This window comes from Streptomyces sp. TLI_105 (assembly GCF_900105415.1).
Classification (GTDB): Bacteria; Actinomycetota; Actinomycetes; order Streptomycetales; family Streptomycetaceae; genus Streptomyces.
The window spans coordinates 5,286,064-5,312,183 of sequence record NZ_FNSM01000001.1 but is presented as its reverse complement, the minus strand read 5'-3'; the positions used below and the strand labels follow the sequence as shown (position 1 = coordinate 5,312,183).

Genomic DNA, 26,120 nt, shown 5'->3' with positions numbered 1-26,120 from the left:
GGTACCGTAAGACCCTGAATCCCCAGGAGGAGAGCGCCATGTCCGCAGAGACGAAGACCGAACTCACCACCGTCTACCAGGTCAAGGGCATGACCTGCGGCCACTGCGAGGGCGCGGTCTCCAGCGAGATCTCCGCGATCCCCGGCGTCTCCTCCGTCACCGCCGTCGCCAAGACCGGCGAGGTCACCGTCGTCTCCGACACCGCCCTCGACCGCGAGGCCGTCGCCGCCGCCGTGGACGAGGCCGGCTACGAGCTGGTCTGACCGTTCCTGATCAGTGAGCAGGAGTGGGTCTTGGACCCATGCCTGGTCACTGCGGACACCCCGAACGGTTTTGGGTGTCCTGGTCGCCCGCGTACTGCCCGCGTCCGGCGGCACGGATCGTGTCCGTGGTCCGGGAATGCGGGGGCGGGGTTCCTCACGCCCAGGGGCTTCCGGTCCGGCCTGGACGGTCCGATGCCCGCGACGATCGCTCTGGTCATCGCGGGGCGGTGCCGTCCGTCGCCGGATCGGGTGTCCCTGGGCGCGTCGCCCGATCGCGATGCTCGCCGCATCGTGACGGGTCCTCTTACGGGTCTTGCCGGTGAGGGGCTTTTGCCATTGCTGAGCGCCCCACTTGCTGGTGTAGGCCGGATCGACGGCGATGATCGCGATGCCGGTGGCGTCGGCCATCGATGTCAAGCGAGCGCGGAGCCTGCCGGTGGGCATGCCGGAGACGAGCCGCCGGAACCGGCGCTTGCGTCCGTGCTTCTCCCTGGTCTTCTCCGCGGCGAAGTCGAGGTCTTCGACCGCGATGGCCTTCACGCCGCAGGTCTTGGCCCAGTTCAGCAGCCGGGACAGGGCATGGCGGACCTGGGCGTCGCGGTGGTCGGCCGACCCGCTGAGGTCGTAGGAGAAGCGGCGGGGCTGCCCGGTCGGGTTGCCATGGGTGTCGAGGCGCCAGGCCGCAAGGTGATCGGCGTTGGTGTCCACGCCGATCACGCCGTCAGCCAGGGCGGTCTCGATCGGGACCGTCTGAGTGACCGGAAACGTCCAGGACGCGGTCAGGTACCAGCGTGCGCGCTGCACGTCGTAGTGGATGCGGTAGGCCACGGCACGGTTGGCTTCCACACGGTCGGCCCACTCCTGTCCCCGGTGGGGGAAGCGCACCTTCGCGCCGAGGATGTACCGGCCGTGCTTGGCATTGGCCAGGTGCGTGAGGGGGGCCGGGAGCTTGATGGACACCTCGCCGTCCGGGGCAACTCGGAGGGTTTCGTTCCCGAAGCGCTTGCCGGACTCGCCGTCGGCCTGGAGGAACCAGCGCTCGACCTCCCACCGCTGACGCCATTCGGCCTCGGTGAGCCGCGCGGCATCGAGGTGGTGACGGTTGCCCGCAAGGCGCTTGCCGCCCCGCACGACATGCACGACGCCCTCTTCGCGGTCGGCTCGCTCCCGCTCAAGACGTTCTTCCAGGACATGCAGGCGACGGGCCTTGTGGAACCACTCGTGCTTCGAGCGGTACCCGCCCGGAGCCTTCTTGGTGCCCTTCTGCCCCAGGGGCTGGGACAGACGGTGCCGAATCGTCGCGAGGCCTGCTTCCAGGCCCTGGATGTGCGCGAGCTGGCAGCGGCGGGACAAGGCCCACTGGTCGTGCGTCGCCTTGGTGATCGCCCCCGCCCAGCGGGACGACGACTCAGAGGTCAGGCTCTTCTTCCGGGCCGCCCACGTGTCCGTGCAGTGTTCCAGGCCGTCCGCGCACCGGGCCTTGAGATCGCGGGAGGCAAGCGACCCGAGATGCGCGCCTACCAGTCGCAGCACCTTCTCATCGGCGAGTGCCAGGCCCTTGAGGCGGTCGCGAATCGCCACACCGGATGGCCCGAGCGCGACGAACGGCGGGGCGATCGGGCGCAGGTCAGCCATGCTCGGCGGCCTGCAGCGCCTTGCGGGCGCGGTTCTTCGCCGATCTGCGCCCGTACCGGCGGGCGCAGAACGAGGTCAGCATCTCCACCATGTCCCGCACCAGGTCGTCCTCGACCTCGCCGTCGTCCAGCACCAGTAGCCGACGGCCCGTCGCCGACAAGGCGGCCTCGACAAGCTCGACGTTCATCCGGCCGAGCCGGTCCTTGTGCTCGACCACGACCGTGGTCACCGCCGGGTCGGCCAGCAGACGCCGGGCCTTGGAACGGCAACCGTTCATCCCGGATGCGATCTCGGCTTCGACCCGCACCACCTTGCTGCCGGTCTTGGCGGCCCACGCCGACAGCCGCGCGACCTGACGCTCAAGGTCGCCCTTCTGGTCGTGCGCGGACACGCGGGCATACAGGCCCAAACCACCGATGACCTCGGGCGTGGTGTTCGCGTCGATGTTCACCAAAATCGTACGCGGTCCGACCCGCTGAGCCGGTACCGGCAACGTCCCCTCACGGAACCAGCGATACGCGGTCTGCGGATGCACGCCCTGCGTCTTCGCCCATTCCGTCAGATTCACGCTCTGACAACGACACTCACTCATACATGGTTACGCTCACTCACCCGACTTCAAGGGCTAGCAGGTAGAGACCCCCGCCGAACAGGCGTCGCAGGGCCGTACCGTTACCTCGTACGGCCCTGCTCCCCTTTGGAACCCGCACATGCCAAGCACCACCGTCACCGAGCTGACGATCGGCGGGATGACCTGCGCCTCCTGCGCCGCCCGCGTCGAGAAGAAGCTCAACCGGATGGACGGCGTCACCGCCACCGTCAACTACGCCACCGAGAAGGCGCGCGTCGAGCACGCGCCGGACGTCGGCGTCGACGAGCTGATCGCCACCGTCGTGAAGACGGGCTACACCGCCGAGGAACCCGCCCCGCCGGTGGACGAGCCGGAGGACCCCGAGCTCGCCTCCCTCCGGCAGCGGCTCACCGTCTCCGCGCTCCTCGCGGCGCCCGTGGTCCTGCTCGCCATGGTCCCCTCGCTCCAGTTCGACGACTGGCAGTGGCTCTCGCTCACCCTCGCCTCCCCCGTCGTCGTCTGGGGCGGACTGCCCTTCCACCGGGCCGCCTGGACCAACCTCCGGCACGGCGCCGCCACCATGGACACCCTCGTCTCGGTCGGCACCCTGGCCGCGTACGGCTGGTCCCTCTGGGCCCTCTTCCTCGGCGACGCCGGCATGCCCGGCATGCGGCACGGCTTCGACCTCACCGCCGACCGCGCCCACGCCTCCTCCGCGATCTACCTGGAGGTCGCCGCCGGGGTCGTCACCTTCATCCTCCTCGGCCGCTACCTGGAGGCCCGCGCCAAGCGGAAGGCCGGCTCCGCGCTGCGGGCCCTGATGGAGCTCGGCGCCAAGGACGTGGCGGTCCTGCGCGCGGGCACGGAGGTACGGATCCCGGTCGGCGGCCTCCGGGCCGGCGACCTCTTCGTCGCACGCCCCGGGGAGAAGATCGCCACCGACGGCGCCGTCGTCGAGGGCCGCTCCGCCGTCGACGCCTCCCTGCTCACCGGCGAGTCGCTGCCCCTGGACGTCGCCCCCGGCTCCGCCGTCACCGGTGGCTGCGTCAACGTCTCGGGCCGGCTCGTCGTCGAGGCCACCCGGGTCGGCGCGGACACCCAGCTGGCGCGGATGGCGAAGCTCGTCGAGGAGGCCCAGAGCGGCAAGGCCGAGGTGCAGCGGCTCGCCGACCGGATCTCCGCCGTCTTCGTCCCGGCGGTCCTCCTCATCGCCCTCGCCACCCTCGTGACCTGGCTCCTCGTGACGGACGACGCCACCGCCTCCTTCACCGCCGCCGTCGCCGTCCTGATCATCGCCTGCCCCTGCGCCCTGGGCCTCGCCACCCCGACCGCCCTCATGGTCGGCACCGGGCGCGGCGCCCAGCTCGGCATCCTCATCAAGGGCCCCGAGGTCCTGGAGTCCACCCGCCGCGTCGACACGGTCGTCCTCGACAAGACCGGGACGGTCACCACCGGCCGCATGCGGCTGACCGGCGTGCACGTGCACGGCGGACGGTACGGCACCGACTCCGCCGACGAGACCGAGCTGCTGCGCCTCGCGGGCGCCCTGGAGCACTCCTCCGAGCACCCGGTCGCCCGCGCGATCGCCGCCGGCGCCGCCGAGCGCTGCGGGGAGCTCCCCACGCCGAAGACCTTCGAGAACGTGCCCGGCCTCGGCGTGCGCGGCTCCGTCGACGGCCGGCTCGTCCTCGTCGGGCGCGCCGCCCTGCTCGCGGCCGAGGGCGTCGAGGCCCCCGCCGCGACGGAGCCCGGCGCCGTCCACGTCGCCTGGGACGGGGTGGCCCGGGGCACCCTGACCGTCGCCGACACCCTCAAGGACACCAGCGCCGAGGCGGTCGCCCGGCTGCGGGCCCTGGGGCTGCGGCCGGTGCTGCTCACCGGGGACCACCGGGCGGTCGCGGAGGCGGTGGCGGCCGAGGTGGGCATCGACGAGGTGATCGCGGAGGTGCTGCCCGAGGAGAAGGCCGAGGTGGTCCGGCGGCTCCGGGCGGAGGGCCGTACGGTCGCGATGGTGGGCGACGGGGTGAACGACGCCGCCGCGCTCGCCACGGCCGACCTCGGGCTCGCGATGGGGACGGGCACCGACGCGGCCATCGAGGCGAGCGACCTGACGCTGGTCCGGGGCGACCTGCGGGTCGCGGCGGACGCCATCCGGCTGGCCCGGCGGACCCTGGCGACGATCCGGGGAAACCTGGGCTGGGCCTTCGGCTACAACCTCGCCGCGCTCCCCCTGGCGGCGGCCGGACTCCTCAACCCGATGATCGCGGGCCTGGCCATGGCCTTTTCGTCCGTGTTCGTCGTTTCCAACAGCCTGCGACTGCGCCGGTTCAAGTGAAATCGCTTACGTCTGACGCACAGGACCTTCACAAAGAGATCTAGATCACAGATATTGGGGGGTAACCATCTGGGCTGTTCGCGAGTCTAAGTGGGCGATGCCAAGAACGTCTTGGGGGACGTTCATGGGATGTCTTGGGGGACGTCCCAGGCAAGCGCGGCCGGGGCACGTGCACCGGGGAGCTTTGAGCGGCCCTCCCGTACGTACCCCGGCAGACCGCGCGTCGGACGCCCGGCCCGGATCCCGTGGGGGGAATCCGCACCGGGATATGGAAAGCGCCCCGCTCGCCGACCCGTGGGGGGATCGGTGGCGGGGCGCTTTTCGCTTGCGCGTACGACCGCGACTAGCGGCTGGCGACTAGCGAGCCTCGACCGGGACGAAGTCGCGGAGGACCTCACCCGTGTAGATCTGGCGCGGGCGGCCGATGCGGGAGCCCGGCTCCTTGATCATCTCGTGCCACTGGGCGATCCAGCCCGGGAGCCGGCCGAGGGCGAAGAGGACCGTGAACATCTCGGTCGGGAAGCCCATCGCGCGGTAGATGAGACCCGTGTAGAAGTCCACGTTCGGGTAGAGGTTGCGCGAGACGAAGTACTCGTCGGAGAGCGCGTGCTCCTCCAGCTTGAGCGCGATGTCGAGCAGCTCGTCGGACTTGCCGAGGGCCGAGAGGACATCGTGCGCCGCCGCCTTGATGATCTTGGCGCGCGGGTCGAAGGACTTGTACACCCGGTGGCCGAAGCCCATCAGGCGGACGCCGTCCTCCTTGTTCTTCACCTTGCGGATGAAGGAGTCGACGTCGCCGCCGTTGGCCTGGATGCCTTCCAGCATCTCCAGGACCGACTGGTTGGCGCCGCCGTGCAGGGGACCCCACAGGGCCGAGATGCCGGCGGAGATCGAGGCGAACATGTTCGCCTGCGAGGAGCCGACCAGACGCACGGTGGAGGTCGAGCAGTTCTGCTCGTGGTCCGCGTGCAGGATCAGCAGCTTGTCGAGCGCGGAGACGACGACCGGGTCGAGGTCGTACTCCTGTGCGGGGACCGAGAAGGTCATGCGCAGGAAGTTCTCGACGTAGCCGAGGTCGTTGCGCGGGTAGACGAACGGGTGACCGATCGACTTCTTGTACGCGTACGCCGCGATCGTCGGAAGCTTGGCGAGCAGCCGGATCGTGGAGAGGTGACGCTGCTGCTCGTCGAACGGGTTGTGGCTGTCCTGGTAGAAGGTGGACAGCGCGGAGACCACCGAGGACAGCATGGCCATCGGGTGGGCGTCCCGCGGGAAGCCGCGGAAGAAGTTCTTGACGTCCTCGTGGACCAGCGTGTGCTGCGTGATCTCGTTCTTGAAGGTCGACAGCTCGTCGACCTTGGGCAGCTCACCGTTGATCAGCAGGTACGCCACCTCAAGGAAGGTGGAGCGCTCGGCCAGCTGCTCGATGGGGTAGCCGCGGTACCGCAGAATGCCCTGCTCACCGTCGAGGTAGGTGATGGCGGATTTATAGGCGGCGGTGTTGCCGTATCCGCTGTCCAGGGTGACCAGACCGGTCTGGGCTCGGAGTTTGCCGATGTCGAAGCCCTGGTCGCCGACGGTGCTCTCGACCACCGGGTAGGTGTATTCACCGTCCGCGTACCGCAGTACTACAGAGTTGTCGCTCACGTCATCCCTCACCGACGTAGTGCCTCTTCTTCGAGGTGCCCTGACTGTCTCTACCATCCCCCATTTGGCTCAGGAGAGTGCACTCGGGGTCGCTCATTGGGCCATTCGGCGGCACTCAGTGCCGCCAACCTTCATATCCTGCCCCCTTCGCCCCGGTTCCGGTAGCCCTCCGTGATCTTTCACACGAGGGCGTCCCCTGTGAGCCGATGGGCGAGTGCGGTAAAGCGCCTGCCCGCCGAGACCGTACGGACCGCCTGGGCGATCGCCCGACGGGAGCCGACCAGGACGACCAGCTTCCGGGCCCGGGTCACGGCCGTGTAGAGCAGGTTCCGCTGGAGCATCATCCAGGCGCTCATGGTGACCGGGATCACCACCGCCGGATACTCGCTGCCCTGCGAGCGGTGGATGGTGACCGCGTACGCGTGGGCGAGTTCGTCCAGCTCGTCGAAGTCGTACGGCACCTCCTCGTCCTCGTCCGTCCGCACGGTCAGCCGCTGCTCGACGGTGTCCAAAGCCGTGACGACGCCGACCGTACCGTTGAAGACCCCGTTGGCCCCCTTCTCATAGTTGTTCCGAATCTGGGTCACCTTGTCACCGACCCGGAAGACCCGGCCGCCGAACCGCTTCTCCGGCAGGTCCGGGCGGGCCGGGGTGATCGCCTGCTGGAGCAGCCCGTTCAGCGAGCCCGCGCCCGCCGGGCCCCGGTGCATGGGGGCGAGGACCTGGACGTCCCGGCGCGGGTCGAGGCCGAACTTGGCCGGAATGCGCCGGGCCGCGACGTCCACGGCGACCCGGGCGGCGTCCTCCGTCTCCTCCTCGGCGAAGAGGAAGAAGTCCGGCAGGCCCTGGGTCTGCGGCGGGGTGCCCGCGTTGATCCGGTGCGCGTTGACCACCACCCCGGACTGCTGGGCCTGCCGGAAGATCCGGGTCAGCCGCACCGACGGCACGGGGCTGCCGGGGGAGAGCAGATCGCCGAGGACCTCGCCCGCGCCGACCGACGGCAGCTGGTCGACGTCCCCCACCAGCAGCAGATGGGCACCCGGCGCCACGGCCTTGACCAGCTTGTTCGCCAGGAGCAGGTCGAGCATGGAGGCCTCGTCGACGACGATCAGATCGGCGTCGAGCGGCCGGTCCCGGTCGTAGGCCGCGTCCCCGCCCGGCTTCAGCTCCAGGAGCCGGTGCACGGTGGAGGCCTCGGCGCCGGTCAGCTCGGCGAGCCGCTTGGCGGCCCGCCCGGTGGGGGCGGCGAGCACGACCTTGGCCTTCTTGGCACGGGCCAGCTCCACGATCGAGCGGACCGTGAAGGACTTCCCGCAGCCGGGGCCGCCGGTGAGCACGGCGACCTTGCGGGTGAGGGCGAGCCGGACGGCCTCCTCCTGTTCGGGCGCGAGGGAAGCCCCCGTGCGGTCCGCGAGCCAGGCCAGCGCCTTGTCCCAGGCCACGTCCCGGAAGCCCGGCATCCGGTCCTCCTCGGTCCGCAGGAGCCGCCGGAGCTGACCGGCGAGGGACAGCTCGGCCCGGTGGAACGGGATCAGGTACACGGCGGTGACGGGCGTCCCCTCGGGCCCCGGCACCGTCTCCCGTACGACCCCCTCGGGATCCTCGGCGAGCTCGCCGAGGCACTCGATGACGAGCCCGGTGTCGACCTGGAGGAGCTTCACGGCGTCCGCGATGAGCCGCTCCTCGGGAAGGAAGCAGTGCCCCTGGTCGCTGGACTGCGACAGCGCGTACTGCAGGCCGGCCTTCACCCGGTCGGGGCTGTCGTGCGGGATGCCGACGGCCTGGGCGATCTTGTCGGCGGTGAGGAAACCGATGCCCCACACGTCGGCGGCGAGGCGGTAGGGCTGGTTCCTCACGACCGAGATCGACGCGTCCCCGTACTTCTTGTAGATCCGCACGGCGATGGAGGTCGACACCCCCACGCCCTGGAGGAAGACCATCACCTCCTTGATCGCCTTCTGTTCCTCCCAGGCCGCGGTGATGTTCTTGGTCCGCTTGGGCCCGAGCCCGGGGACCTCGATCAGGCGCGCGGGGGCCTCTTCGAGGATGTCGAGGGTGTCGAGCCCGAAGTGCTGCGTGATGCGGTCGGCGAAGACGGGGCCGATGCCCTTGATCAGCCCGGAGCCGAGATAGCGCCGGATGCCCTGGATGGTGGCGGGCAGGACGGTCGTGTAGTTGTCGACGGTGAACTGCTTGCCGTACTGCGGATGCGACCCCCAGCGGCCCTCCATCCGCAGCGACTCCCCCGGCTGCGCGCCGAGCAGCGCCCCGACCACCGTGAGCAGGTCCCCGGCACCCCGCCCGGTGTCGACCCGGGCGACCGTGTACCCGGTCTCCTCGTTGGCATAGGTGATCCGCTCCAGGACACCTTCGACCACTGCGGGACCACGACCCTCGTTGGACATGCCTCCGAAGGTAGCGAAGAGGTCGGACATCGTGCGGCGGGCGTCGAGATGGCGTTGATTCGCCACCTGGCGCGCTTGATCGTCCCGTTCGGTGACGACCGCCGCGTGAATGCGCTGCTGATCCCCGGAAAGTGCGCGCGGGCGGCCCCGTCAAGACAGTCCCCCTTGCCACCGAATCGTCCGGATTCACCCTTCATGGCGCCCCCGGCCGCCGGAACGATGGGCGTGCCTTCGGGACGGCCGTCACGACCGGGCCGTCGACGTCGTCAACGTGAGGGGAAACAACGCCATGAAGTGGATCAAGAGCCTGGCCATGACGGGTGCGGCGGTGGCACTGGCCGCCGGCCAACTGCTGTCCGGCACCGCGTCGGCCGCGCCCGCGGCCGACCGGGCGGACGGCCTTCAGCAGAAGGTCGACGCCTACCTGGCGAGCCACCCCGGTGAACGTCAGATCGCCGAGGGCAAGGCGACCATGCCCGGAGGGTCCGTCACCTTCTCCACCCCCGGCACCACCGACGCCACCGCCATCAGCTGCAGCTACGGGCACCTGTGCATCCAGGACGGCAACGGCAGCCGCTGGGACTACTACTACTGCGGCTACTACGACTTCTCCGGGATCGGCGACGGGTACTTCAACAACAACCAGACCTCGGGCACCGTCGCGCGGTTCTACAACCAGGACGGCAGCCTCAGGTGGACCAGCAGGGCCCCGCAGAGCGGAACGGCCTCGTGGTCGCCGGTGTGGCACATCCGTCCGTGCTGACCCGTTGACCTCCGGTCGGCCGGTGCTCCGCCCCCACGTCGATGGGGGCGGAGCACCGGTCGGCGCGTCCGGGGACCACCCGCGCCGGCCGGTGGCGCGTCAGACCGCCAGGAACGCCTCCAGCGTCTCCTCCAGGACCTCCGTGCCGTTCCTGGACCACAGTTCGTCGTTGAAGAGCTCCACCTCGACCGGGCCCGTGTAGCCGGCCTTCTCCAGCAGGGCCGACCAGGCCGGCAGGTCGATCGCGCCCGTGCCCAGCTGTCCCCGGCCGTTGAGGACGCCCGCCGGGAGCGGGGTGGTCCAGTCGGCGAGCTGGAAGGAGTGGATGCGGCCCGCCGCGCCCGCGCGTTCCACCGCCGCCGGGGCCCGGTCGTCCCACCAGAGGTGGTACGTGTCGACCACCACGCCCACCTGTTCGGCGGGGAATCGTTCCGCGATGCCCAGTGCCTGGTCCAGGGTGGAGACCGCGCACCGGTCGGAGGCGTACATGGGGTGGAGGGGTTCGATCGCCAGGCGGACCCCGCGTGCGCCCGCGTAGGGGGCGAGGGTCCCGATCGCCTCGGCGATGCGGGCCCGGGCGGAGGGCAGGTCGGGGCAGGCCGGGGTGAGGCCGCCGGAGACCAGGACGAGGGTGTCGGTGCCGAGGGTGACGGCCTCGTCGATCGCCGCGCGGTTCTCCGCCTCCCAGCCGTCCGAGGTGAAGAAGCCGCCCCGGCAGAGGGTGGTGACGGCGAGCCCCGCGTCCCGTACGAGGGCGGCCGCGGCCTCCACTCCGTACTCCCGGACCGGTTCGCGCCACAGGCCCACGCCCGGGACGCCGAGCCGGACGCACTCCCGCACGAGCTCGGGGAGGGAGAGCTGCTTCACCGTCATCTGGTTGATGCCGAAGCGGTCGAGGTTCACCGGGGGACTCCGTACACGGTGAGGAGCGAGCGCATCCGGGACTCCGCGCGGGCCGGGTCCGGGAACAGGCCCAGCCCGTCGGCGAGTTCGTAGGCGCGGGCCAGGTGCGGGAGCGAGCGGGCGGACTGCAGGCCGCCGACCATCGTGAAGTGGTCCTGGTGTCCGGCCAGCCAGGCGAGGAACACCACGCCCGTCTTGTAGAAGCGGGTGGGGGTCCGGAAGAGGTGCCGGGAGAGGGCGACCGTCGGGTCGAGGGTCTTGCGGAAGCCCGCCACGTCACCGGTGTCGAGGATCCGGACCGCCTCGGCCGCCAGCGGGCCCAGCGGGTCGAAGATGCCGAGCAGGGCGTGGCTGAAGCCCTGCTCGTCGCCCGCGATCAGCTCGGGGTAGTGGAAGTCGTCGCCCGTGTAGCAGCGGACGCCCTCCGGGAGGCGGCGGCGCAGCTCGACCTCGCGCCGGGAGTCGAGGAGGGAGACCTTGATGCCGTCGACCTTGTCGGGGTGGGCGTTGAGGACGTCGAGGAAGGTCTCCGTGGCGGCGTCGAGGTCGGCCGAGCCCCAGTAGCCCTCCAGCGCCGGGTCGAACATCGGGCCCAGCCAGTGCAGGACCACGGGCTCGCTCGCCTGGCGGAGGAGGTGGCCGTAGAGGTCGAGGTAGTCCTCGGGGCCGGTCGCGGTGGCGGCGAGGGCGCGGGAGGCCATGAGGATGGCCTGCGCGCCCGACTCCTCGACGACCGCGAGCTGTTCCTCGTAGGCCGCGCGGATCTCCGCGAGCGTGCCGCCCGTGATCTGGTCGGTGCCGACGCCGCAGGCGATCCGGCCGCCGACCGCCGCGGCCTCGGCGGCGGACCGGCGGATCAGCTCGGCCGCGCCCGCCCAGTCGAGGCCCATCCCGCGCTGGGCGGTGTCCATGGCCTCGGCGACCCCCAGGCCGTGGGACCAGAGGTGGCGGCGGAAGGCGAGGGTGGCGTCCCAGTCGACGGCGGCCGGGGAGTCGGGGGTGGTGTCGGCGTACGGGTCGGCGACGACGTGCGCGGCGGAGAAGACCGTACGGGAGGCCGGCGGGCCGGCCGGGGAGAGCGCGAGCGGTTCGCGGCGGGGGGTGTACGCGCGCGTGGAGCCGTCCGGGAGCGGCAGGCGGAGCGTCACAGGGTCACCTCCGGGACCTCCAGGCGGCGGCCCTCGGCGGCGGACCTCAGGCCCAGTTCGGCGAGCTGGACGCCGCGGGCGCCGGCGAGGAGGTCCCAGTGGTACGGCTCGTCGAGCACGACGTGCCGGAGGAACAGCTCCCACTGCGCCTTGAAGCCGTTGTCGAACTCGGCGTTGTCCGGGACCTCCTGCCACTGGTCGCGGAAGGAGTAGGTGGCGGGGATGTCGGGGTTCCAGACCGGCTTGGGGGTCGTACTCCGGTGCTGGACACGGCAGTTGCGCAGACCCGCGACGGCCGAGCCGTGGGTGCCGTCGACCTGGAACTCGACGAGTTCGTCGCGGTTGACGCGGACCGTCCACGAGGAGTTGATCTGGGCGATGGCGCCGCCCTCCAGCTGGAAGATGCCGTACGCGGCGTCGTCGGCGGTGGCCTCGTAGGGCTTGCCGTGCTCGTCCCAGCGGCGCGGGACGTGGGTGGCGACCTGGGCGGTGACGGAGGTGACCCGGCCGAAGAGCTCGTGGAGCACGTACTCCCAGTGCGGGAACATGTCGACGACGATGCCGCCGCCGTCCTCCGCGCGGTAGTTCCAGCTCGGGCGCTGGGCGTCCTGCCAGTCGCCCTCGAAGACCCAGTAGCCGAACTCGCCACGCACGGACAGGATCTCGCCGAAGAAGCCGCCGTCGACGAGGCGCTTGAGCTTGAGCAGGCCGGGGAGGAACAGCTTGTCCTGGACGACGCCGTGCTTGACGCCCTTCTCGGTGGCGAGGCGGGCGAGTTCGAGGGCGCCGGCGAGGTCGGCGGCGGTGGGCTTCTCGGCGTAGACGTGCTTGCCGGCTGCGATGGCCTTGGTGAGGGCGTCGACGCGGGCGGAGGTGACCTGGGCGTCGAAGTAGACGTCGATCGTCTCGTCGGCGAGGACGGCGTCGAGGTCGGTGGACCACTCGGTGAGGCCGTGGCGCTCGGCGAGGGCGCGCAGGGCGTGCTCGCGGCGGCCGACGAGGACGGGCTCGGGCCAGAGGGTCTCGCCGTTGCCGAGGTCGAGGCCGCCCTGTTCGCGCAGGGCGAGGATCGAGCGGACGAGGTGCTGGCGGTGGCCCATGCGCCCGGTGACGCCGTTCATGGCGATGCGGACTGTCCTGCGTGTCACGAAAGGTTCCTCTCCGAGGTGCTCGGCGCCCTCGCCCCATCCGGATAGAAAGCGCTTTCCATCGAGGATGACGCTAGCCTGCCGACATCGCCGCCGACAAGGCCCTGGAGGTACGCACACGATGACCGTCACCCTGGCGGACGTGGCCGCCCGCGCACGGGTCTCCCCCGCCACCGTCTCCCGCGTCCTGAACGGCAACTACCCGGTCGCCGCATCGACCCGGGAGCGGGTGCTGAAGGCCGTGGACGAGCTCGACTACGTCCTCAACGGCCCCGCGAGCGCCCTCGCCGCCGCCACCTCCGACCTGGTCGGCGTCCTCGTCAACGACATCGCCGACCCCTTCTTCGGGATCATGGCGAGCGCGGCGCAGAGCGCCATCGGGGAGAGCGCCACGGGGCGCGGCGGGGGCGAGAAGCTCGCCGTCGTCTGCAACACCGGCGGCTCCCCCGAGCGCGAGCTGACCTACCTCACCCTGCTCCAGCGGCAGCGGGCCGCGGCCGTGATCCTCATGGGCGGCGCCCTGGAGGACCCCGAGCACCTCGCGGCGACGGCCGGCAAGCTGACGAAGCTGGCGGAGGCGGGGACCCGGGTCGTGCTGTGCGGGCGGCCGCCGGTGGCCGGCGACGCGAGCGCGGCGGCCCTCGTCTTCGACAACCGCACCGGCGCGCGCCACCTCACCGAGCACCTGCTCGACCTCGGACACCGGCGGATCGGTTACGTGGCGGGCCCGGCCGACCGCACCACCACCCGGCACCGGCTGGAGGGCCACCGGGAGGCGCTCGCGGCCGCGGGCGTCCCCGAGGGCCCGACGGTCCACGGGCCGTACGACCGCCGCTCCGGCCACGAGGCCACGGCCGAACTCCTCGCCCGCGACCCGCACCTCACGGCCGTCGTCGCGGCCAACGACACGGTGGCGCTGGGCGTCTGCGCGGCCCTGCGGGAGCGGGGGCTCTCCACCCCCGGGGACGTGTCGGTCGCGGGCTTCGACGACCTGCCGTTCTCGGTGGACGCGGTCCCCGCCCTCACGACCGTCCGCCTCCCCCTCCACGAGGCGGGCGCCCGCGCGGGCCGCCTGGCCATGGGCACGGAGGAGCCGCCGGCGGGCGGCCTGGAGACGGTGCCGGGGGAGCTGGTGGTCAGGGGGTCGACGGCGGCGCCGCGGGGGTAGGCGGCCGCTATCGTGGTGACGAGCGCCACATGGAGGATCGCATGACGACCATACTGATGGACCTTTCCAGCGCCTGGGACGTCCTGGACGGCGTCTCTCTGCCCAACGGCTACCGCGTCGAGATCACGGACGGAAAGATCATCATGACGCCCCAGGGTGAGCAGCAGTGGAAGGTGATCCTGCGGGCCGCCCCCCAGATCGAGCAGCAGCTCGCCGGGCACGGCGAGATCCTCTCAGACGTCATGATCGACTTCCCGTCGAGTCTTTACGGCTACGCCCCCGACCTGGCCATCATCGCCCCCGACTCCGAGCGGAACAGGCGCGGCCGCTTCGAGTGGCACAGCCTGGAGGCCGTGCTGGAGATCCTCTCGCTCAGCACCCGGGACAACGACTTCGAGAAGAAGCTGCGGATGTACGCGGAGTGCGCGATCCCGCTCTACGTGATCATCGACCCGTCCGAGAACGTCTGCACCGTCCACAGCAGGCCCGCCCGCACCGGCGTCTACACGGAGCAGGAGACGATCCCCTTCGGCGAGGACCTCGTCCTGCCCCTCGAAGGGCGCGAGATCGTCGTGAAGACCGACGGTTTCCCGCGCTCCGAGGGCTGAACGCGCCGCGCCCGTCGGTGGGTGCCGCACAGGAGCGCCCGGGACGTCGGCGACCGCTACGAGCCGGCCGAGCCGTTCGACTTCGCGTCGGCGCAGGGGGAGGCCGAGCCGTTCGGCGTCGCGTCGGCGTAGGCGGTCAGGCCCGTCGCCGCGAGGACCGCGTCGACCGTCTCCTCGACCGTCTGCTCCGCGTTGTCGATCCAGACGCCCTCGCCGGAGAGTTCGGCGCGCATGGCCTCGTCCAGGAAGGCCCAGTTCGTGGTCAGCTTCTTGTGGCGGGCGTTGTTGCGCTCCCAGGCCTTGTCCGGGCCGGGGGCCAGGATGACCACATGGAGCGGGGCCGCCTTCGCGTGGGCGCGGTAGAAGTCCAGGTGGGAGCGGCGCACGACCACGTCGTCGAGGACCGGCAGGAAGCCCGCCGCGACGAAACTGTCCGCGAGGAGACAGCCGTTGCGGGCGCGCAGCAGGATCTGCCGGTCCGCCTCCGGGTCGCCGTCCGGGCTCGGCCAGTGGCCGCCCTGGACGATCAGTTCCTGGAGGTGGTCGACCTCGATGTGCGCGGCCCGGGCGAAACGGGCCGCGAGGGCCGCCGAGACGGTGCTCTTCCCGCTCCCGGGGATGCCCGCCAGCAGGACGGTCCCGGGGGCGGGTTCGGTGCTGTCGACGACGATGTTCTCGAAGGTCATACGGGCCTTTCCTCACGGGCGGAACGCGGGAACGATACGACCCCGGGCTCGCCGGACGCCACGGCTTTCCGGCCCGGGCCCCCTCCCGCGCCCCGTCGCGGCGCGAAGGACGTCAGCGCCACTCCCCCCACGAGCAGCGCGGCCGCGCACCAGCGGAGGGGGCTCACGCCCTCCCCCAGGAACAGCGCGGCCGAGGACATGCCGAAGACGGGGACGAGGAGGGAGAAGGGGGCCACGGAGGAGGCGGGGTGGCGGCGGAGGAGCCAGCCCCAGGCGCCGAAGCCGAAGACGGTCGTGATCCACGCGGCGTAGACGATGACGCCGACGCCGGTCCAGTCGAGCCCGCGCAGGGCTTCGAGGTCGCGCTCGGGACCCTCCAGGAGTGGAAGAGGGCAACCTTCGGCGTGGCGACTTGTCGCCAGGAGGACCGTTGCTGTCGGTGGCCCGCCCTATGGTGGCGGCGAGGGGGTGGGCCGGGTGATTCGTGCGTACAAGTTCCTCATGCGGCCCACCGTGGGTCAGCGAGTCGCACTCGGCGAGATGCTGCGGGATCACTGCTCCCTGTACAACGGTGCGCTCCAGGAGCGACGTGAGGCCTACCGGCATGTCTCGAAAACGAGCGTGAGGTACGGGACGCAGTCGCGCAGCTCAAGGAGATCCGGGCGTTCGACCCGGAGCGTCAGGGACGCTGGTCGTTCTCCAGCCAGCAGGCCACCCTGCGGCGCCTCGACAAGGCGTTCTCCGCCTTCTTCCGCCGGGCCAAGGCCGGCGAGACGCCGGGCTATCCTCGCTTCCGAGGTGTGCACTGGTTCGACACGGTGGACTTCCCCAAGGACGGCGACGGCTGCCGCTGGGACTCCACCCCGCACGACCCGGTCACCCGTGTCCGCTTCCAGGGCGTCGGGCATGTCAAGGTCCACCAGCATCGGCCGGTGGTCGGCAAGGTCAAGACCGTCAGCGTCAAGCGCGAGGGACGCAAGTGGTACGTCGTCCTCACCGCCGAGCAGGACCGGCCCGAGCCGCCGCCCGCGACCGGAAGCGTGGTCGGCATCGACCTGGGCATAGCCAACTTCCTCGCCGACTCAGACGGCGGGTTCGTGCCCAACCCGCGCCACGGCCGGCGCGCTGCCGCGAGGCTCGAAGCCGCACAGCGGGCTCTGTCCCGCTTCCCCCGCACCCGCCGCGACAAGCGCACCAAGAACCACCGGCGGGCCGTTCAGAAGGTCGCCGACCTGCACCGCAAGGTCCGACGCCAGCGCCTCGACCACGCCCACAAGACCGCCCTTGACCTCGTGCGGGAACACGACTTCATCGCGCACGAGGACCTCAACGTCCGCAACATGCTCAAGCCCTCGGCGCCGAAGCCGGACCCCGAACAGCCGGGCAGCTTCCTACCCAACGGGGCCGCCGCCAAGGCCGGGCTGAACCGTTCGATCAACGATGCCGGATGGGGGGTGTTCCTGACGATCCTGCACGCCAAGGCTGAAAGCGCCGGACGGGAAGTGATCGCCGTGGGCCCCCGCAACACCTCCCGCACCTGCCCCGAATGCGGGCACGCCGCCAGGGAGAACCGGCCCACGCAGGAGAAGTTCCGCTGCGTCTCGTGCGGTCACACCGCGCACGCGGACACGGTGGGAGCCGTGAACGTTCTACGGGCCGGGCTGGTCCGTCGCGAAGCCCATCTGGCATAGCGAGAAGCCCCCTCGTTCACGAGGGGGAGGAGTCACGAAGTTGAGCGCGTCGGATGGGGGCGGCGAAGGAGGAGAGTCCGGCCAGGGCGCCGAGGTCCACGCCTGTGGTGAGCAGCCCGAACCTGACCACGCCGAGGACGAGTCCGACCCCAACGATCCACTTCCAGACGACGGTGGAACGGCCGACCAGAAAGATCGCCCTGGTCCCGCGCCTGGGGCGCGGGACGCTGCCGCCGGAGGTGGCGCCGGTGCGGCTCGATCCGATACCGACGCGCCGGCTGCACGCCATGTGGCGGACGGGTGCGGCGCGGCGCCCGGCGATCCGGGAGACGGTCCGTACGCTCCAGGAGCTCTGGCCCTCGATCGCCTCCGCGGGGTGATCGGCGGCCGGGGCCTCCGATTCCTGCGCGGGTCCTTGACCTGGCAGTTACTTTCGGGCTATCCGTGACACCTTGGAAGTTTCCTTCAACCTTGCACGGCCGGAAGGAGCATCAGTGCACCACCGCGCCCCCGCCCCCTCCCGACGCACCCTCCTCACGGTGACCGCCGCAGCCGCCGCGGCGGCCGTCACCGGCACCCTCTCCCCCGCCGCCCACGCGGAGACGAACGACCGCGGACTCCAGCGGATCATCGACCGGATGTCGCTGGAGGAGAAGGTCGGCCAGCTCTTCGTGATGCGGGTCTACGGCCACTCCGCCACCGCCCCCGACCAAGCCGACATCGACGCCAACCTCGCCGAGATCGGCGTCCGCACCGCCGCCGAACTGATCGAGCGCTACCACGTCGGCGGGATCATCTACTTCGCCTGGGCCCACAACACCCGCAACCCCCAGCAGATCGCGGAACTCTCCAACGGCATCCAGCAGGCCGCGCTCGCGCAGCCCACCCCCGTGCCCGTGCTCATCTCCACCGACCAGGAGCACGGCATCGTCTGCCGGGTCGGCAAGCCGGCCACGCTGCTGCCCGGCGCGATGGCCCTCGGTGCCGGCGGCTCGCACGCGGACGCCCGCAAGGCCGCCCAGATCGCGGGCGAGGAACTCGTCGCCGTCGGCATCCGGCAGAACTACGCCCCCGTCGCCGACGTGAACGTCAACCCGGCCAACCCCGTCATCGGCGTCCGCTCCTTCGGCGCGGACCCGCAGGCGGTCGCCGGACTCGTCGCCGCGCAGGTCAAGGGGTACCAGCGGGCCGGGGTCGCGGCCACCTCCAAGCACTTCCCCGGCCACGGCGACACCGCCGTCGACAGCCACTACGGCCTGCCCACGATCACCCACACCCGGGAGCAGTGGGCGGAGCTCGACGCGCCGCCGTTCCGGTCGGCGATCGGCGCCGGCATCGACTCGATCATGACCGCGCACATCGTGGTCCCCGCGCTCGACCCCAGCGAGGACCCGGCGACCCTCTCCCGGCCCATCCTCACCGGCATCCTGCGCGAACAGCTCGGCTACGACGGCGTGGTGGTCACCGACTCCCTCGGCATGGAGGGCGTACGCACCAAGTACGGCGACGAGCGCGTCCCGGTCCTCGCCCTGAAGGCCGGGGTGGACCAGCTGCTCAACCCGCCCAAGCTCGACGTGGCCTGGAACGCGGTCCTCAAGGCCGTCAGGGACGGCGAACTGACGGAGGCCCGGCTCGACGAATCGATCCTGCGGATCCTGCGGCTCAAGGCGAAGCTCGGCCTCTTCCGGCAGGCGTACGCCACCCGGGCGGGCGTCGAGCGCGTGGTCGGCAGCGAGGAGCACCTCGCCCACGCCGACCGGATCGCCGAGGCGACCACGACCCTGCTGCTCAACGAGGACGACTTCCTGCCGCTGAGCCCGGCCACCCACCGCTCGGTCCTCGTCGTCGGCGCCGACCCGGCCTCGCCGTCCGGCACCACGGGCCCGCCGACCACGACGCTCGCGACCGCCCTGACGGAGCTCGGCTTCACCGCGACCGCGCTCTCCACCGGGATCACCCCGACGGCCGCGAAGATCGAGGAGGCGGTGAGGGGGGCGGCCGGCAAGGACGTGGTCGTGGTCGGCACGTACAACGTCGGCGCGACCAGCCCGCAGCGGACGCTCGTCGCGCGGCTCGTCGCCACCGGGGTGCCCGTCGTGACGGTCGCGATCCGCAACCCGTACGACATCGCGCGCCTCGGTGGCCAGCGGGCCTCTCTCGCGGCCTACTCCTGGACGGACGTCGAACTCCGGGCCGCCGCCCGCGTCCTGGCCGGCCGGGCCCGGCCCCTCGGCCGCCTGCCGGTCCCGATCCAGGACGCGGAGGACCCGGGGCGGGTGCTGTACCCGGTGGGCTACGGCCTGTCGTACACCCGCTGACCGACGGGGCGGCGCCCTGACGACTCGTCGCGCGGGCGGCGCCGCTCCCCCACCCACCCCGATGCGGGCGCGCGCCTGGCCGGGCGGCGCCCCCGCCCCCGCCCGTGCGGGCGCGCGTCTGCGGGGCGGTGCCCCCGCCCCCCTGCCCGTGTGGGCAATCGTCCCGCTGGGGCGGGACGGGTGGGCACACGGGACGGCGCCCCTTAGCGGCGCCTCCGCGTTCCGCGCCTGGACCCGCACCGACAGCGCAGCGCGCAACGGGGTGCGGGTTCAGGCGCGAAAGCCTCTGGCGCCGGCAAGGGCGCCGTTCCGTTGTGCCCACCCGTTCCGCCCCAGCGGAACGATTGCCCACAACGGGGGCACGGGGGTGGGCACCGCCCCGGCGGGCGCGCCCACAAGGGGGGGCACCGCCCGGTGGAGCGGCTGCCCACAACGGAGGTGAGTGGGGGTGCGGACGGCCGCACCCCCACGGCAGGTCACGGTCGCAGGCCGTGTTCCCTGGTCGCGTCCTCGTCGACCGCCACGTCGACGCGCGCGTCGAAGGCCGCCAGCGGCTGCGCCGCCTGGACCGCCGGGGCGGAGACCCCGGCCCAGGCCAGGATGCGGGCGGTCGCGTTGGCGCGCTCGGACTCGACGAGCCCGGCGACGTTCGCCCCGTGGTTGGCGCCCGGCGCCACGTACACGTAGCTGTCGCGCGCGCCCTTGCCGAGGCGGAACTGCTCGGAGCCCCACGGGTCGTTGCCGCCGTAGACGAAGAGCATCTGGTTCGCGTTCTTGCGGACCCAGTCGTCGACGTCCCGCATGGCCTGCGGCTTGAACTTCATGGGGATCTCGCGCGGCACGAAGCTGCTGGCCGGCTGGTAGCCGTAGCGGCTCAGGCCGTTCAGGTGCGGCTGCTTGATGGTGGGCGAGCCGAGTTCGGTGGCCGCCTGGTAGTAGTACGGCGTGTAGTACTCGAGGCCCTGGTCGGTGTAGGCGGACCAGCCGGAGTAGGCGTCGATCGTCTCGTAGACGGTGTCGTCGCTCGCGGTCGCCGCGTCCGGGATCTGGTCGCAGACGTCCTGGCCGTAGTACTGCCAGAAGCCCCACACGAAGTCGAGGACGACGGCCTCGTAGGCCTTGTCGAGCGAGCCGACCGTGTTGAAGGTGGCACCCTCGGACTCGGCCCAGGCCTTGTACTTCTTCTCCAGCGGCTCGCGCCGGACGAGGGCCTCGCGCTGCATGTTGTTCAGGCGGTCGCGGCAGTCCTTCGTGCCGACGGTCTCGAAGAACCGGTCGTAGGCCGAGTCCTCCTTGTTGACCACGTCGTTCGGGGCTACGTAGGCGACGACGCCGTCCATGTCGCGCGGGTAGAAGCGCTCGTAGTACGTGGCGGTCATGCCGCCCTTGGAGGCGCCGGTGGAGAGCCACTTCTGGCCGTAGATCGACTTCAGCGCCGTGTAGATGCGGTGCTGGTCGCTGGCCGCCTGCCAGATGTCGAGCTTCGACCAGTCGGCGGGCTGCGGGCGGGACGGCGTGAAGAAGCGGTACTCCATGGAGACCTGGTTGCCGTCGATGATCCGCGTCGGTTCGGTCCGGCTCGGCGTGGTGGAAAGACCGTAGCCGCTGGTGCGGAAGACGGTGGGGCGGCTCGTGTCCTTGTGGAGGATCGAGATCCGCTGCTTGAACGTGCCCGCCCACGGGCGGTGGTGGTCGATCGGCTGGACGTACTCCAGGACGAAGTAGCGGTAGCCGGCGTACGGCTTCTCCTCGATCAGGCTCATCCCGGGGATCGCCAGGATGCGGTCCTTGATGTCGGTGCTCGTGCTCTGCGAGTCGACGACGGTCGCGCTGCCGGTCTCCGTGTCCGCGGCGGTAGCCACACCGGTCGACCCGACGGTGCCTATGAGCACCGAAAGCGACAGCGCCCATCTCAGCGACTTGCGCATTCACCCTCCCCTTGGTTCACAACGGTGTCGCGAACCTAGCGGGGGCAACGTGTGGACCGCCAGACCCAGTTGATCCTTACTCCTGGACTTATCCGCACATCAGCACAGGATCCAGCCCGTCGCCGTGCCCCGGCCCGCCACCGAACCGGTCGCCTTGACGCAGCGGTTGAGGGCGTGGACGGTCAGGGGACCCGCCTGCCGGTCGAAGCGTCCGGCCCGGACGACGGGGCGGGCGCCGCGCGGCTGGAGCGAGACGACCATCGGGCGGCGGGGGCCGGGCCGTTTGGCGACGGTGACGGCGCAGACGTACTGGCGGGTCCGGTAGAGGCGCAGTTCCCCGGTGGCGAAGGTGATCGTCCGGGTGGGCCGGCCGTGGCAGACGGAGGCGGCGTCGGCGGTCCCGCCGCCGGGTCCGGGTCCGGGGAGGAGGAGCAGCGCGAGGGCGGCGAGGAGCGGGACGAGGACGCGGGCGAGTGTCCGGACCGAGCCGGCGTCTGTGGTCATGCGTTCCTCTCCCGGGCGAGTCGTCGTACGGCCGTACGACGCACGAGGGCTGGGAATGGTTGCCTCCGCATGCCTCCCGCTATCCGAAGGTCGTCATGACCAGCATCACGAAGACGGCCTCCGCGCCGAACTGGACGCGGAACGCGGTCCGGGCGACGGACGTACGAGCCGTGCTCTGGGCGATCACGAAGGCCACGGCCGCCACGGCGAGGCTCCCGAGGTACACGTAGCCGGGGGTGGAGCCGCAACCGTCCCCGTACTCGAGGCAGCGGGCGGCGTTCTCCGTGGTGAGGGCGACGATGCCGGCGAGCACGGTCGCCGGGACGAAGAGGCCCGCCCAGATCAGGGACAGCTTCCGCAGGCGCCGGCCGGCCACCTCGGAGGCCGAGGGAACGGCGGGCGAGGCGGTGGCGCGGGCGCGGGTCTCGTGGCTCATGCCCCGATGCAACCCCGTGGGGTGCCGGCGGGGAATCCGCCGGGGTACTCACCCGGTGGATCCCCCGTACTCAGACCCGCTGCTCGGAAGCAGTCACACCCGCTCCGGTTCCGCCTCCTCCGCCTCGCCGATGAAGGTGTTCCACAGCGTCGCGTACCGGCCGCCCAGGGCGAGGAGCTCGTCGTGGGTGCCGTCCTCCACGACCCGGCCGTGGTCCATGACGACCACGCGGTCGGCGCGGGCGGCCGTCGTCAGCCGGTGCGCGACGACGAGCGTCGTACGGCGGCCCGCGAGCCGGTCGGTGGCCTGGTTGACCTGGGCCTCGGTCGCCAGGTCCAGGGCCGCCGTGGCCTCGTCCAGGAGCAGGACGTCCGGGTCGACGAGCTCGGCGCGGGCGAGGGCGATCAGCTGGCGCTGCCCGGCGGAGAGGTTCCGGCCGCGCTCGGCGACCTCGTGGAGGTAGCCGCCGTCGAGCGTGGCGATCATGTCGTGCGCGCCGACCGCGCGGGCCGCCGCCTCGACCTCGGCGTCGGTCGCCTCGGGGCGGCCGTACGCGATGGCGTCGCGGATCGTCCCGGCGAAGAGGTACGCCTCCTGGGGGACGACGCCGAGCCGGTGGCGGTACGCGGTGAGGTCGAGGTCCCGCAGGTCGGTGCCGTCGGCGGTGACCCGGCCGCTCGTCGGGTCGTAGAACCGGGCGACCAGCTTGACCAGGGTGGACTTCCCGGCGCCGGTCTCGCCGACGAAGGCGACGGTCTGCCCGGCGGGGATCCGCAGGTCGATCCCGGTGAGGGCCTCTTCCTCTTCCCCGTACGCGAACGACACGTCCTCGAAGGCGATCTCGCCGCGCAGCGAGAGCACGTCCAGGGGCGCGTCGGCGGCGGCCGTCGACGTGGGCTCCTGGAGGAGCTCCTGCATCCGCTTCAGCGAGACGGCGGCCTGCTGGTAGCCGTCGAAGACCTGCGAGAGCTGCTGCACGGGGGCGAAGAAGAGGTCGATGTAGAGGAGGTAGGCGACGAGGGCGCCGGTGGTGAGGGTGCCGGCCTCGATGCGGTTCGCGCCGACGATCATGACGGAGGCGGCCGCGACCGAGGACAGCAGGGTCACGAAGGGGAAGTAGACCGAGATCAGCCACTGGCCCCGGACGCGCGCCTCGCGGTACGAGTCGCTGCGCTCCGCGAACCGGGCCGCGCCCGACTGCTCGCGGCGGAAGGCCTGCACGATCCGCAGGCCGGAGACCGACTCCTGGAGGTCGGCGTTGACGACGCTGATCCGCTCGCGCGCCAGCTCGTACGCCTTCACGCTGGAGCGGCGGAAGTAGTACGTGCCGACGGCGAGGACCGGCAGGGTCGCGAAGACGACCAGGGCGAGCTGGAGGTCGAGCACGAGCAGCGCGACCATGATCCCGAAGAAGGTGACGACCGAGACGAAGGCGGTGACGAGACCCGTCTGCAGGAACGTCGACAGGGCGTCGACGTCCGTGGTCATCCGGGTCATGATCCGGCCGGTGAGCTCGCGCTCGTAGTAGTCGAGGCCGAGCCGCTGGAGCTGGGCGAAGATCTTCAGGCGCAGCGCGTAGAGGACCCGCTCGCCGGTGCGGCCGGTCATCCGGGTCTCGGCGGTCTGCGCGACCCACTGCACGAGGACGGTGACCAGGGCGAGCGCGGAGGCCGCCCAGACGGCGCCGATCGCGAGCCGGTTCACGCCCTCGTCGATGCCGTGCCGGATCAGGACCGGAAGGAGCAGGCCGGCGCCCGCGTCGAGGGCGACCAGACCGAGGCTGATGAGCAGCGGGACGCCGAAGCCGCGCAGCAGCCGGCGCAGGCCGTACGCGTCCTCGGGGGCCACGGCCCGGGCCTCGTCGATGCCGGGGGTGTCGGTGGCAGGCGGCAGGGCCTCGACGGCGGCGAGCAGCTCGGGGGTCGCCCCGGGTGCGGGGCTCTCGCGGCCGGTGGTCTCGTCCCGTACCCACAGGGTGGGGGTGATGCCCCGCTCGGCGTCGAACTCGGCGTCCAGCTCGGCCCGCAGCGTGCGGTCCTCGGGGAGCTCCGGCGGCGTGACGTGGCCGGGCGAGACGGCGCCGAGCTCCTCGGGGTCGGTGAGGAGGCGGCGGAAGAGCGGGGAGCGCTCCTCCAGCTCGGCGTGGGTGCCGATGTCGGCGAGGCGGCCCTCGTCGAGGACGGCGATGCGGTCGGCGAGGCCGAGGGTGGAGCGGCGGTGTGCGATGAGCAGGGTCGTGCGGCCCGCCATCACCGACTTCAGGGCCTCGTGGATCTCGTGCTCGACCTTGGCGTCGACGGCGGAGGTGGCGTCGTCGAGGAGGAGGAGCCGGGGGTCGGTGAGGATCGCGCGGGCGAGTGCGACGCGCTGGCGCTGGCCGCCGGAGAGGGTGAGGCCGTGCTCGCCGACCTTGGTGTCGTAGCCCTCGGGCAGCTCGGCGATGAAACGGTCCGCCTGGGCGGCGCGGGCGGCGGTCTCGATCTGCTCGCGGGTGGCGTCGGGGACGCCGTACGCGATGTTGGCGGCGACCGTGTCGGAGAAGAGGAAGGAGTCCTCGGGGACCAGGCCGACGGCGGCGCGCAGGGAGTCGAGGGTGAGCTCGCGGACGTCGTGGCCGCCGACGAGGACGGCGCCGTGGGTGACGTCGTAGAAGCGGGGCAGGAGGAGCGAGACGGTCGACTTGCCGGAGCCGGAGGCGCCGACGACGGCGACGGTCTCGCCGGGCCGGATCTCCAGGGAGAACCCGTCGAGGACGGGCTTGGTCTTGCCGGAGGCGCCCTCATAGGCGAAGGACACGTCGTCGAACTCGACGGTGGCGGGCGCGTCCGCCGGAAGCTCCTTGGTCCCGTCCTTGATCACCGGCTCGGTGTCGATGAGGTCGTAGACCCGCTCGACGCCGGCGCGGGCCTGCTGGCCGACGGTGAGGACCATGGCGAGCATGCGGACCGGGCCGACGAGGGAGGCCAGGTAGGAGGAGAAGGCGACGAAGGTGCCGAGGGTGATCTGGTGCCGGTAGGCCAGCCAGCCGCCGAGCGCGAGGACCGCGACCTGGCCGAGGGCGGGCACGGCCTGGAGGGCGGGGGTGTACTTGGAGTTCAGCCGGATCGTCCGCAGGCGCCCGGCGAAGAGCTTCCGCCCGGCCTCGCGGATCTTGCCGGTCTCCTGGTCCTCCTGGCCGAAGCCCTTGACGACCCGGACGCCGGTCACGGCCCCGTCGACGACGCCGGCGACGACGGCGGCCTGCTGCTGCGCGTGCCAGGTGGCGGGGTGGAGGCGGGTGCGGCTGCGCTTGGCGATCCACCAGAGGGCGGGGGCGACGGCGAGCGCGACGAGGGTGAGCGGGATCGACAGCCAGGCCATGACGGCCAGCGAGATGAGGAACAGCAGGATGTTCCCGATGGTCATCGGGAGCATGAAGAGAAGACCCTGGATCAGCTGGAGGTCGCTGGTGGCCCGTCCGACGACCTGCCCGGTGGACAGCTCGTCCTGCCGGCGCCCGTCGAGCCGGGTGACCGTGCCGTACATGTCGGTCCGCAGGTCGTGCTGAACGTCGAGGGCGAGGCGCCCGCCGTAGTAGCGGCGGACGTAGGTGAGGAGGTAGACGAGGACGGCGGCGCCGATGAGCAGCCCCGTCCAGACGCCGAGGCTCCGGGTCTTCGCCCCGATGACGTCGTCGATGATCACCTTAGTGACGAGCGGCACGAGGGCGAGCACGGCCATGCCCGCGAGGGAGGACCCCAGGGCGAGCAGCGTGTTCGCCTTGTACCGCCACGCGTACCCGGCCAGCCTGCGCGCCCAGCCCTGCTGTTTCCGATCCGGCTCTTTGTGCCCCACCGCCGCCACGAGTGGCCTCCCGTTCGTCCTGCTCTACCGGAAGGCCCAACACGGCCGACGTGCGATTTCATCCCGCCGCAACAATTCCCGCCGGAGCGGGTAGGAAGTCCCCGGGCCGCCGGACGGGCG

17 protein-coding genes and 5 pseudogenes are annotated in these 26,120 nt (G+C 71.6%); 8 read left to right on the top strand and 14 right to left on the bottom strand.

Annotated features, from left to right (window positions below; genetic code table 11):
• The first annotated feature begins 38 nt into the window (after window positions 1-38).
• Window positions 39-263 (top strand): heavy-metal-associated domain-containing protein, encoded by a 225-nt coding sequence (locus BLW86_RS24320; RefSeq protein ID WP_093876003.1) that lies wholly within the window; start codon window positions 39-41, stop codon window positions 261-263.
• Window positions 264-272: 9 nt separating this feature from the next.
• Here BLW86_RS24320 and BLW86_RS24315 read toward each other — a convergent pair.
• Window positions 273-1,898, bottom strand: a pseudogene (locus BLW86_RS24315) (IS200/IS605 family accessory protein TnpB-related protein); the annotation flags it as partial.
• Window positions 1,891-2,466 (bottom strand): IS607 family transposase, encoded by a 576-nt coding sequence (locus tag BLW86_RS24310; RefSeq protein ID WP_093876002.1) that lies wholly within the window; start codon window positions 2,464-2,466, stop codon window positions 1,891-1,893. The gene BLW86_RS24310 and the pseudogene BLW86_RS24315, both read right to left, overlap by 8 nt.
• Before the next feature lie 142 nt (window positions 2,467-2,608).
• Between BLW86_RS24310 and BLW86_RS24305 the strand changes: the two genes are divergently transcribed.
• Window positions 2,609-4,804: a heavy metal translocating P-type ATPase gene (locus tag BLW86_RS24305; RefSeq protein ID WP_093876001.1), complete on the top strand. Its 2,196-nt coding sequence runs from the start codon at window positions 2,609-2,611 to the stop codon at window positions 4,802-4,804.
• Window positions 4,805-5,161: 357 nt separating this feature from the next.
• Here the strand turns inward: BLW86_RS24305 and BLW86_RS24300 are convergent, their stop codons facing one another.
• Window positions 5,162-6,451 (bottom strand): citrate synthase, encoded by a 1,290-nt coding sequence (locus BLW86_RS24300; protein WP_093876000.1) that lies wholly within the window; start codon window positions 6,449-6,451, stop codon window positions 5,162-5,164.
• Between the two features lie 179 nt (window positions 6,452-6,630).
• Window positions 6,631-8,856, bottom strand: coding sequence for an SF1B family DNA helicase RecD2 (locus tag BLW86_RS24295; RefSeq protein ID WP_093878835.1), 2,226 nt, complete (start codon window positions 8,854-8,856; stop codon window positions 6,631-6,633).
• Between the two features lie 289 nt (window positions 8,857-9,145).
• Here BLW86_RS24295 and BLW86_RS24290 point away from each other — a divergent pair, with 289 nt between their 5' ends.
• Complete coding sequence (locus BLW86_RS24290) at window positions 9,146-9,619, top strand: hypothetical protein (RefSeq protein WP_093875999.1); 474 nt, start codon at window positions 9,146-9,148, stop codon at window positions 9,617-9,619.
• 99 nt (window positions 9,620-9,718) lie between these two features.
• Here the strand turns inward: BLW86_RS24290 and BLW86_RS24285 are convergent, their stop codons facing one another.
• From BLW86_RS24285 to BLW86_RS24275, 3 genes are read right to left on the bottom strand one after another with little or no spacing between them, the layout of a single operon-like run.
• The gene (locus BLW86_RS24285; protein WP_093878834.1) at window positions 9,719-10,492 is read right to left on the bottom strand and encodes a sugar phosphate isomerase/epimerase family protein; all 774 of its coding nucleotides are present in this window, start codon (window positions 10,490-10,492) and stop codon (window positions 9,719-9,721) included.
• A 26-nt stretch (window positions 10,493-10,518) separates the two neighbouring features.
• Complete coding sequence (locus BLW86_RS24280; protein ID WP_093875998.1) at window positions 10,519-11,670, bottom strand: dihydrodipicolinate synthase family protein; 1,152 nt, start codon at window positions 11,668-11,670, stop codon at window positions 10,519-10,521.
• Window positions 11,667-12,818, bottom strand: coding sequence for a Gfo/Idh/MocA family protein (locus BLW86_RS24275; RefSeq protein ID WP_093875997.1), 1,152 nt, complete (start codon window positions 12,816-12,818; stop codon window positions 11,667-11,669). The genes BLW86_RS24280 and BLW86_RS24275 overlap by 4 nt, the downstream gene beginning before the upstream one ends.
• Window positions 12,819-12,939: 121 nt before the next feature.
• On the opposite strand from BLW86_RS24275, the gene BLW86_RS24270 reads away from it, so the two are divergent.
• Together BLW86_RS24270 and BLW86_RS24265 are read left to right on the top strand one after the other, a co-directional pair.
• Complete coding sequence (locus BLW86_RS24270; protein ID WP_093875996.1) at window positions 12,940-13,986, top strand: LacI family DNA-binding transcriptional regulator; 1,047 nt, start codon at window positions 12,940-12,942, stop codon at window positions 13,984-13,986.
• A gap of 41 nt (window positions 13,987-14,027) precedes the next feature.
• Complete coding sequence (locus BLW86_RS24265; protein ID WP_177181738.1) at window positions 14,028-14,594, top strand: Uma2 family endonuclease; 567 nt, start codon at window positions 14,028-14,030, stop codon at window positions 14,592-14,594.
• A gap of 56 nt (window positions 14,595-14,650) precedes the next feature.
• Here the strand turns inward: BLW86_RS24265 and BLW86_RS24260 are convergent, their stop codons facing one another.
• Window positions 14,651-15,280, bottom strand: coding sequence for an AAA family ATPase (locus tag BLW86_RS24260; RefSeq protein ID WP_093875994.1), 630 nt, complete (start codon window positions 15,278-15,280; stop codon window positions 14,651-14,653).
• Window positions 15,277-15,663, bottom strand: a pseudogene (locus BLW86_RS24255) (EamA family transporter); the annotation flags it as partial. The pseudogene BLW86_RS24255 and the gene BLW86_RS24260, both read right to left, overlap by 4 nt.
• Before the next feature lie 94 nt (window positions 15,664-15,757).
• On the opposite strand from BLW86_RS24255, the pseudogene BLW86_RS24250 reads away from it, so the two are divergent.
• Window positions 15,758-16,971 (top strand): annotated as a pseudogene (locus tag BLW86_RS24250) (RNA-guided endonuclease InsQ/TnpB family protein).
• Between the two features lie 49 nt (window positions 16,972-17,020).
• Here BLW86_RS24250 and BLW86_RS43285 read toward each other — a convergent pair.
• Window positions 17,021-17,170: pseudogene (locus BLW86_RS43285) on the bottom strand (EamA family transporter); the annotation flags it as partial.
• On the opposite strand from BLW86_RS43285, the pseudogene BLW86_RS44065 reads away from it, so the two are divergent.
• Together BLW86_RS44065 and BLW86_RS24240 are read left to right on the top strand one after the other, a co-directional pair.
• Window positions 17,166-17,351, top strand: a pseudogene (locus tag BLW86_RS44065) (LysR family transcriptional regulator); the annotation flags it as partial. The pseudogenes BLW86_RS43285 and BLW86_RS44065 overlap by 5 nt on opposite strands.
• A 114-nt stretch (window positions 17,352-17,465) precedes the next feature.
• Complete coding sequence (locus tag BLW86_RS24240; RefSeq protein WP_093875993.1) at window positions 17,466-19,289, top strand: glycoside hydrolase family 3 protein; 1,824 nt, start codon at window positions 17,466-17,468, stop codon at window positions 19,287-19,289.
• 476 nt (window positions 19,290-19,765) lie between these two features.
• Here the strand turns inward: BLW86_RS24240 and BLW86_RS24235 are convergent, their stop codons facing one another.
• From BLW86_RS24235 to BLW86_RS24220, 4 genes are all read right to left on the bottom strand, one after another.
• The gene (locus tag BLW86_RS24235) at window positions 19,766-21,217 is read right to left on the bottom strand and encodes an alpha/beta hydrolase family protein (protein WP_093875992.1); all 1,452 of its coding nucleotides are present in this window, start codon (window positions 21,215-21,217) and stop codon (window positions 19,766-19,768) included.
• A 99-nt stretch (window positions 21,218-21,316) separates the two neighbouring features.
• Window positions 21,317-21,721, bottom strand: coding sequence for a hypothetical protein (locus tag BLW86_RS24230; RefSeq protein WP_093875991.1), 405 nt, complete (start codon window positions 21,719-21,721; stop codon window positions 21,317-21,319).
• A 79-nt stretch (window positions 21,722-21,800) separates the two neighbouring features.
• Entirely contained in the window at window positions 21,801-22,157 is a 357-nt protein-coding gene (locus BLW86_RS24225; protein ID WP_093875990.1) for a hypothetical protein, read from the bottom strand.
• A 93-nt stretch (window positions 22,158-22,250) separates the two neighbouring features.
• On the bottom strand, window positions 22,251-26,000 hold the full coding sequence (locus BLW86_RS24220; protein ID WP_256341410.1) for an ABC transporter ATP-binding protein: 3,750 nt from the start codon (window positions 25,998-26,000) through the stop codon (window positions 22,251-22,253).
• Between the last annotated feature and the right edge of the window lie 120 nt (window positions 26,001-26,120).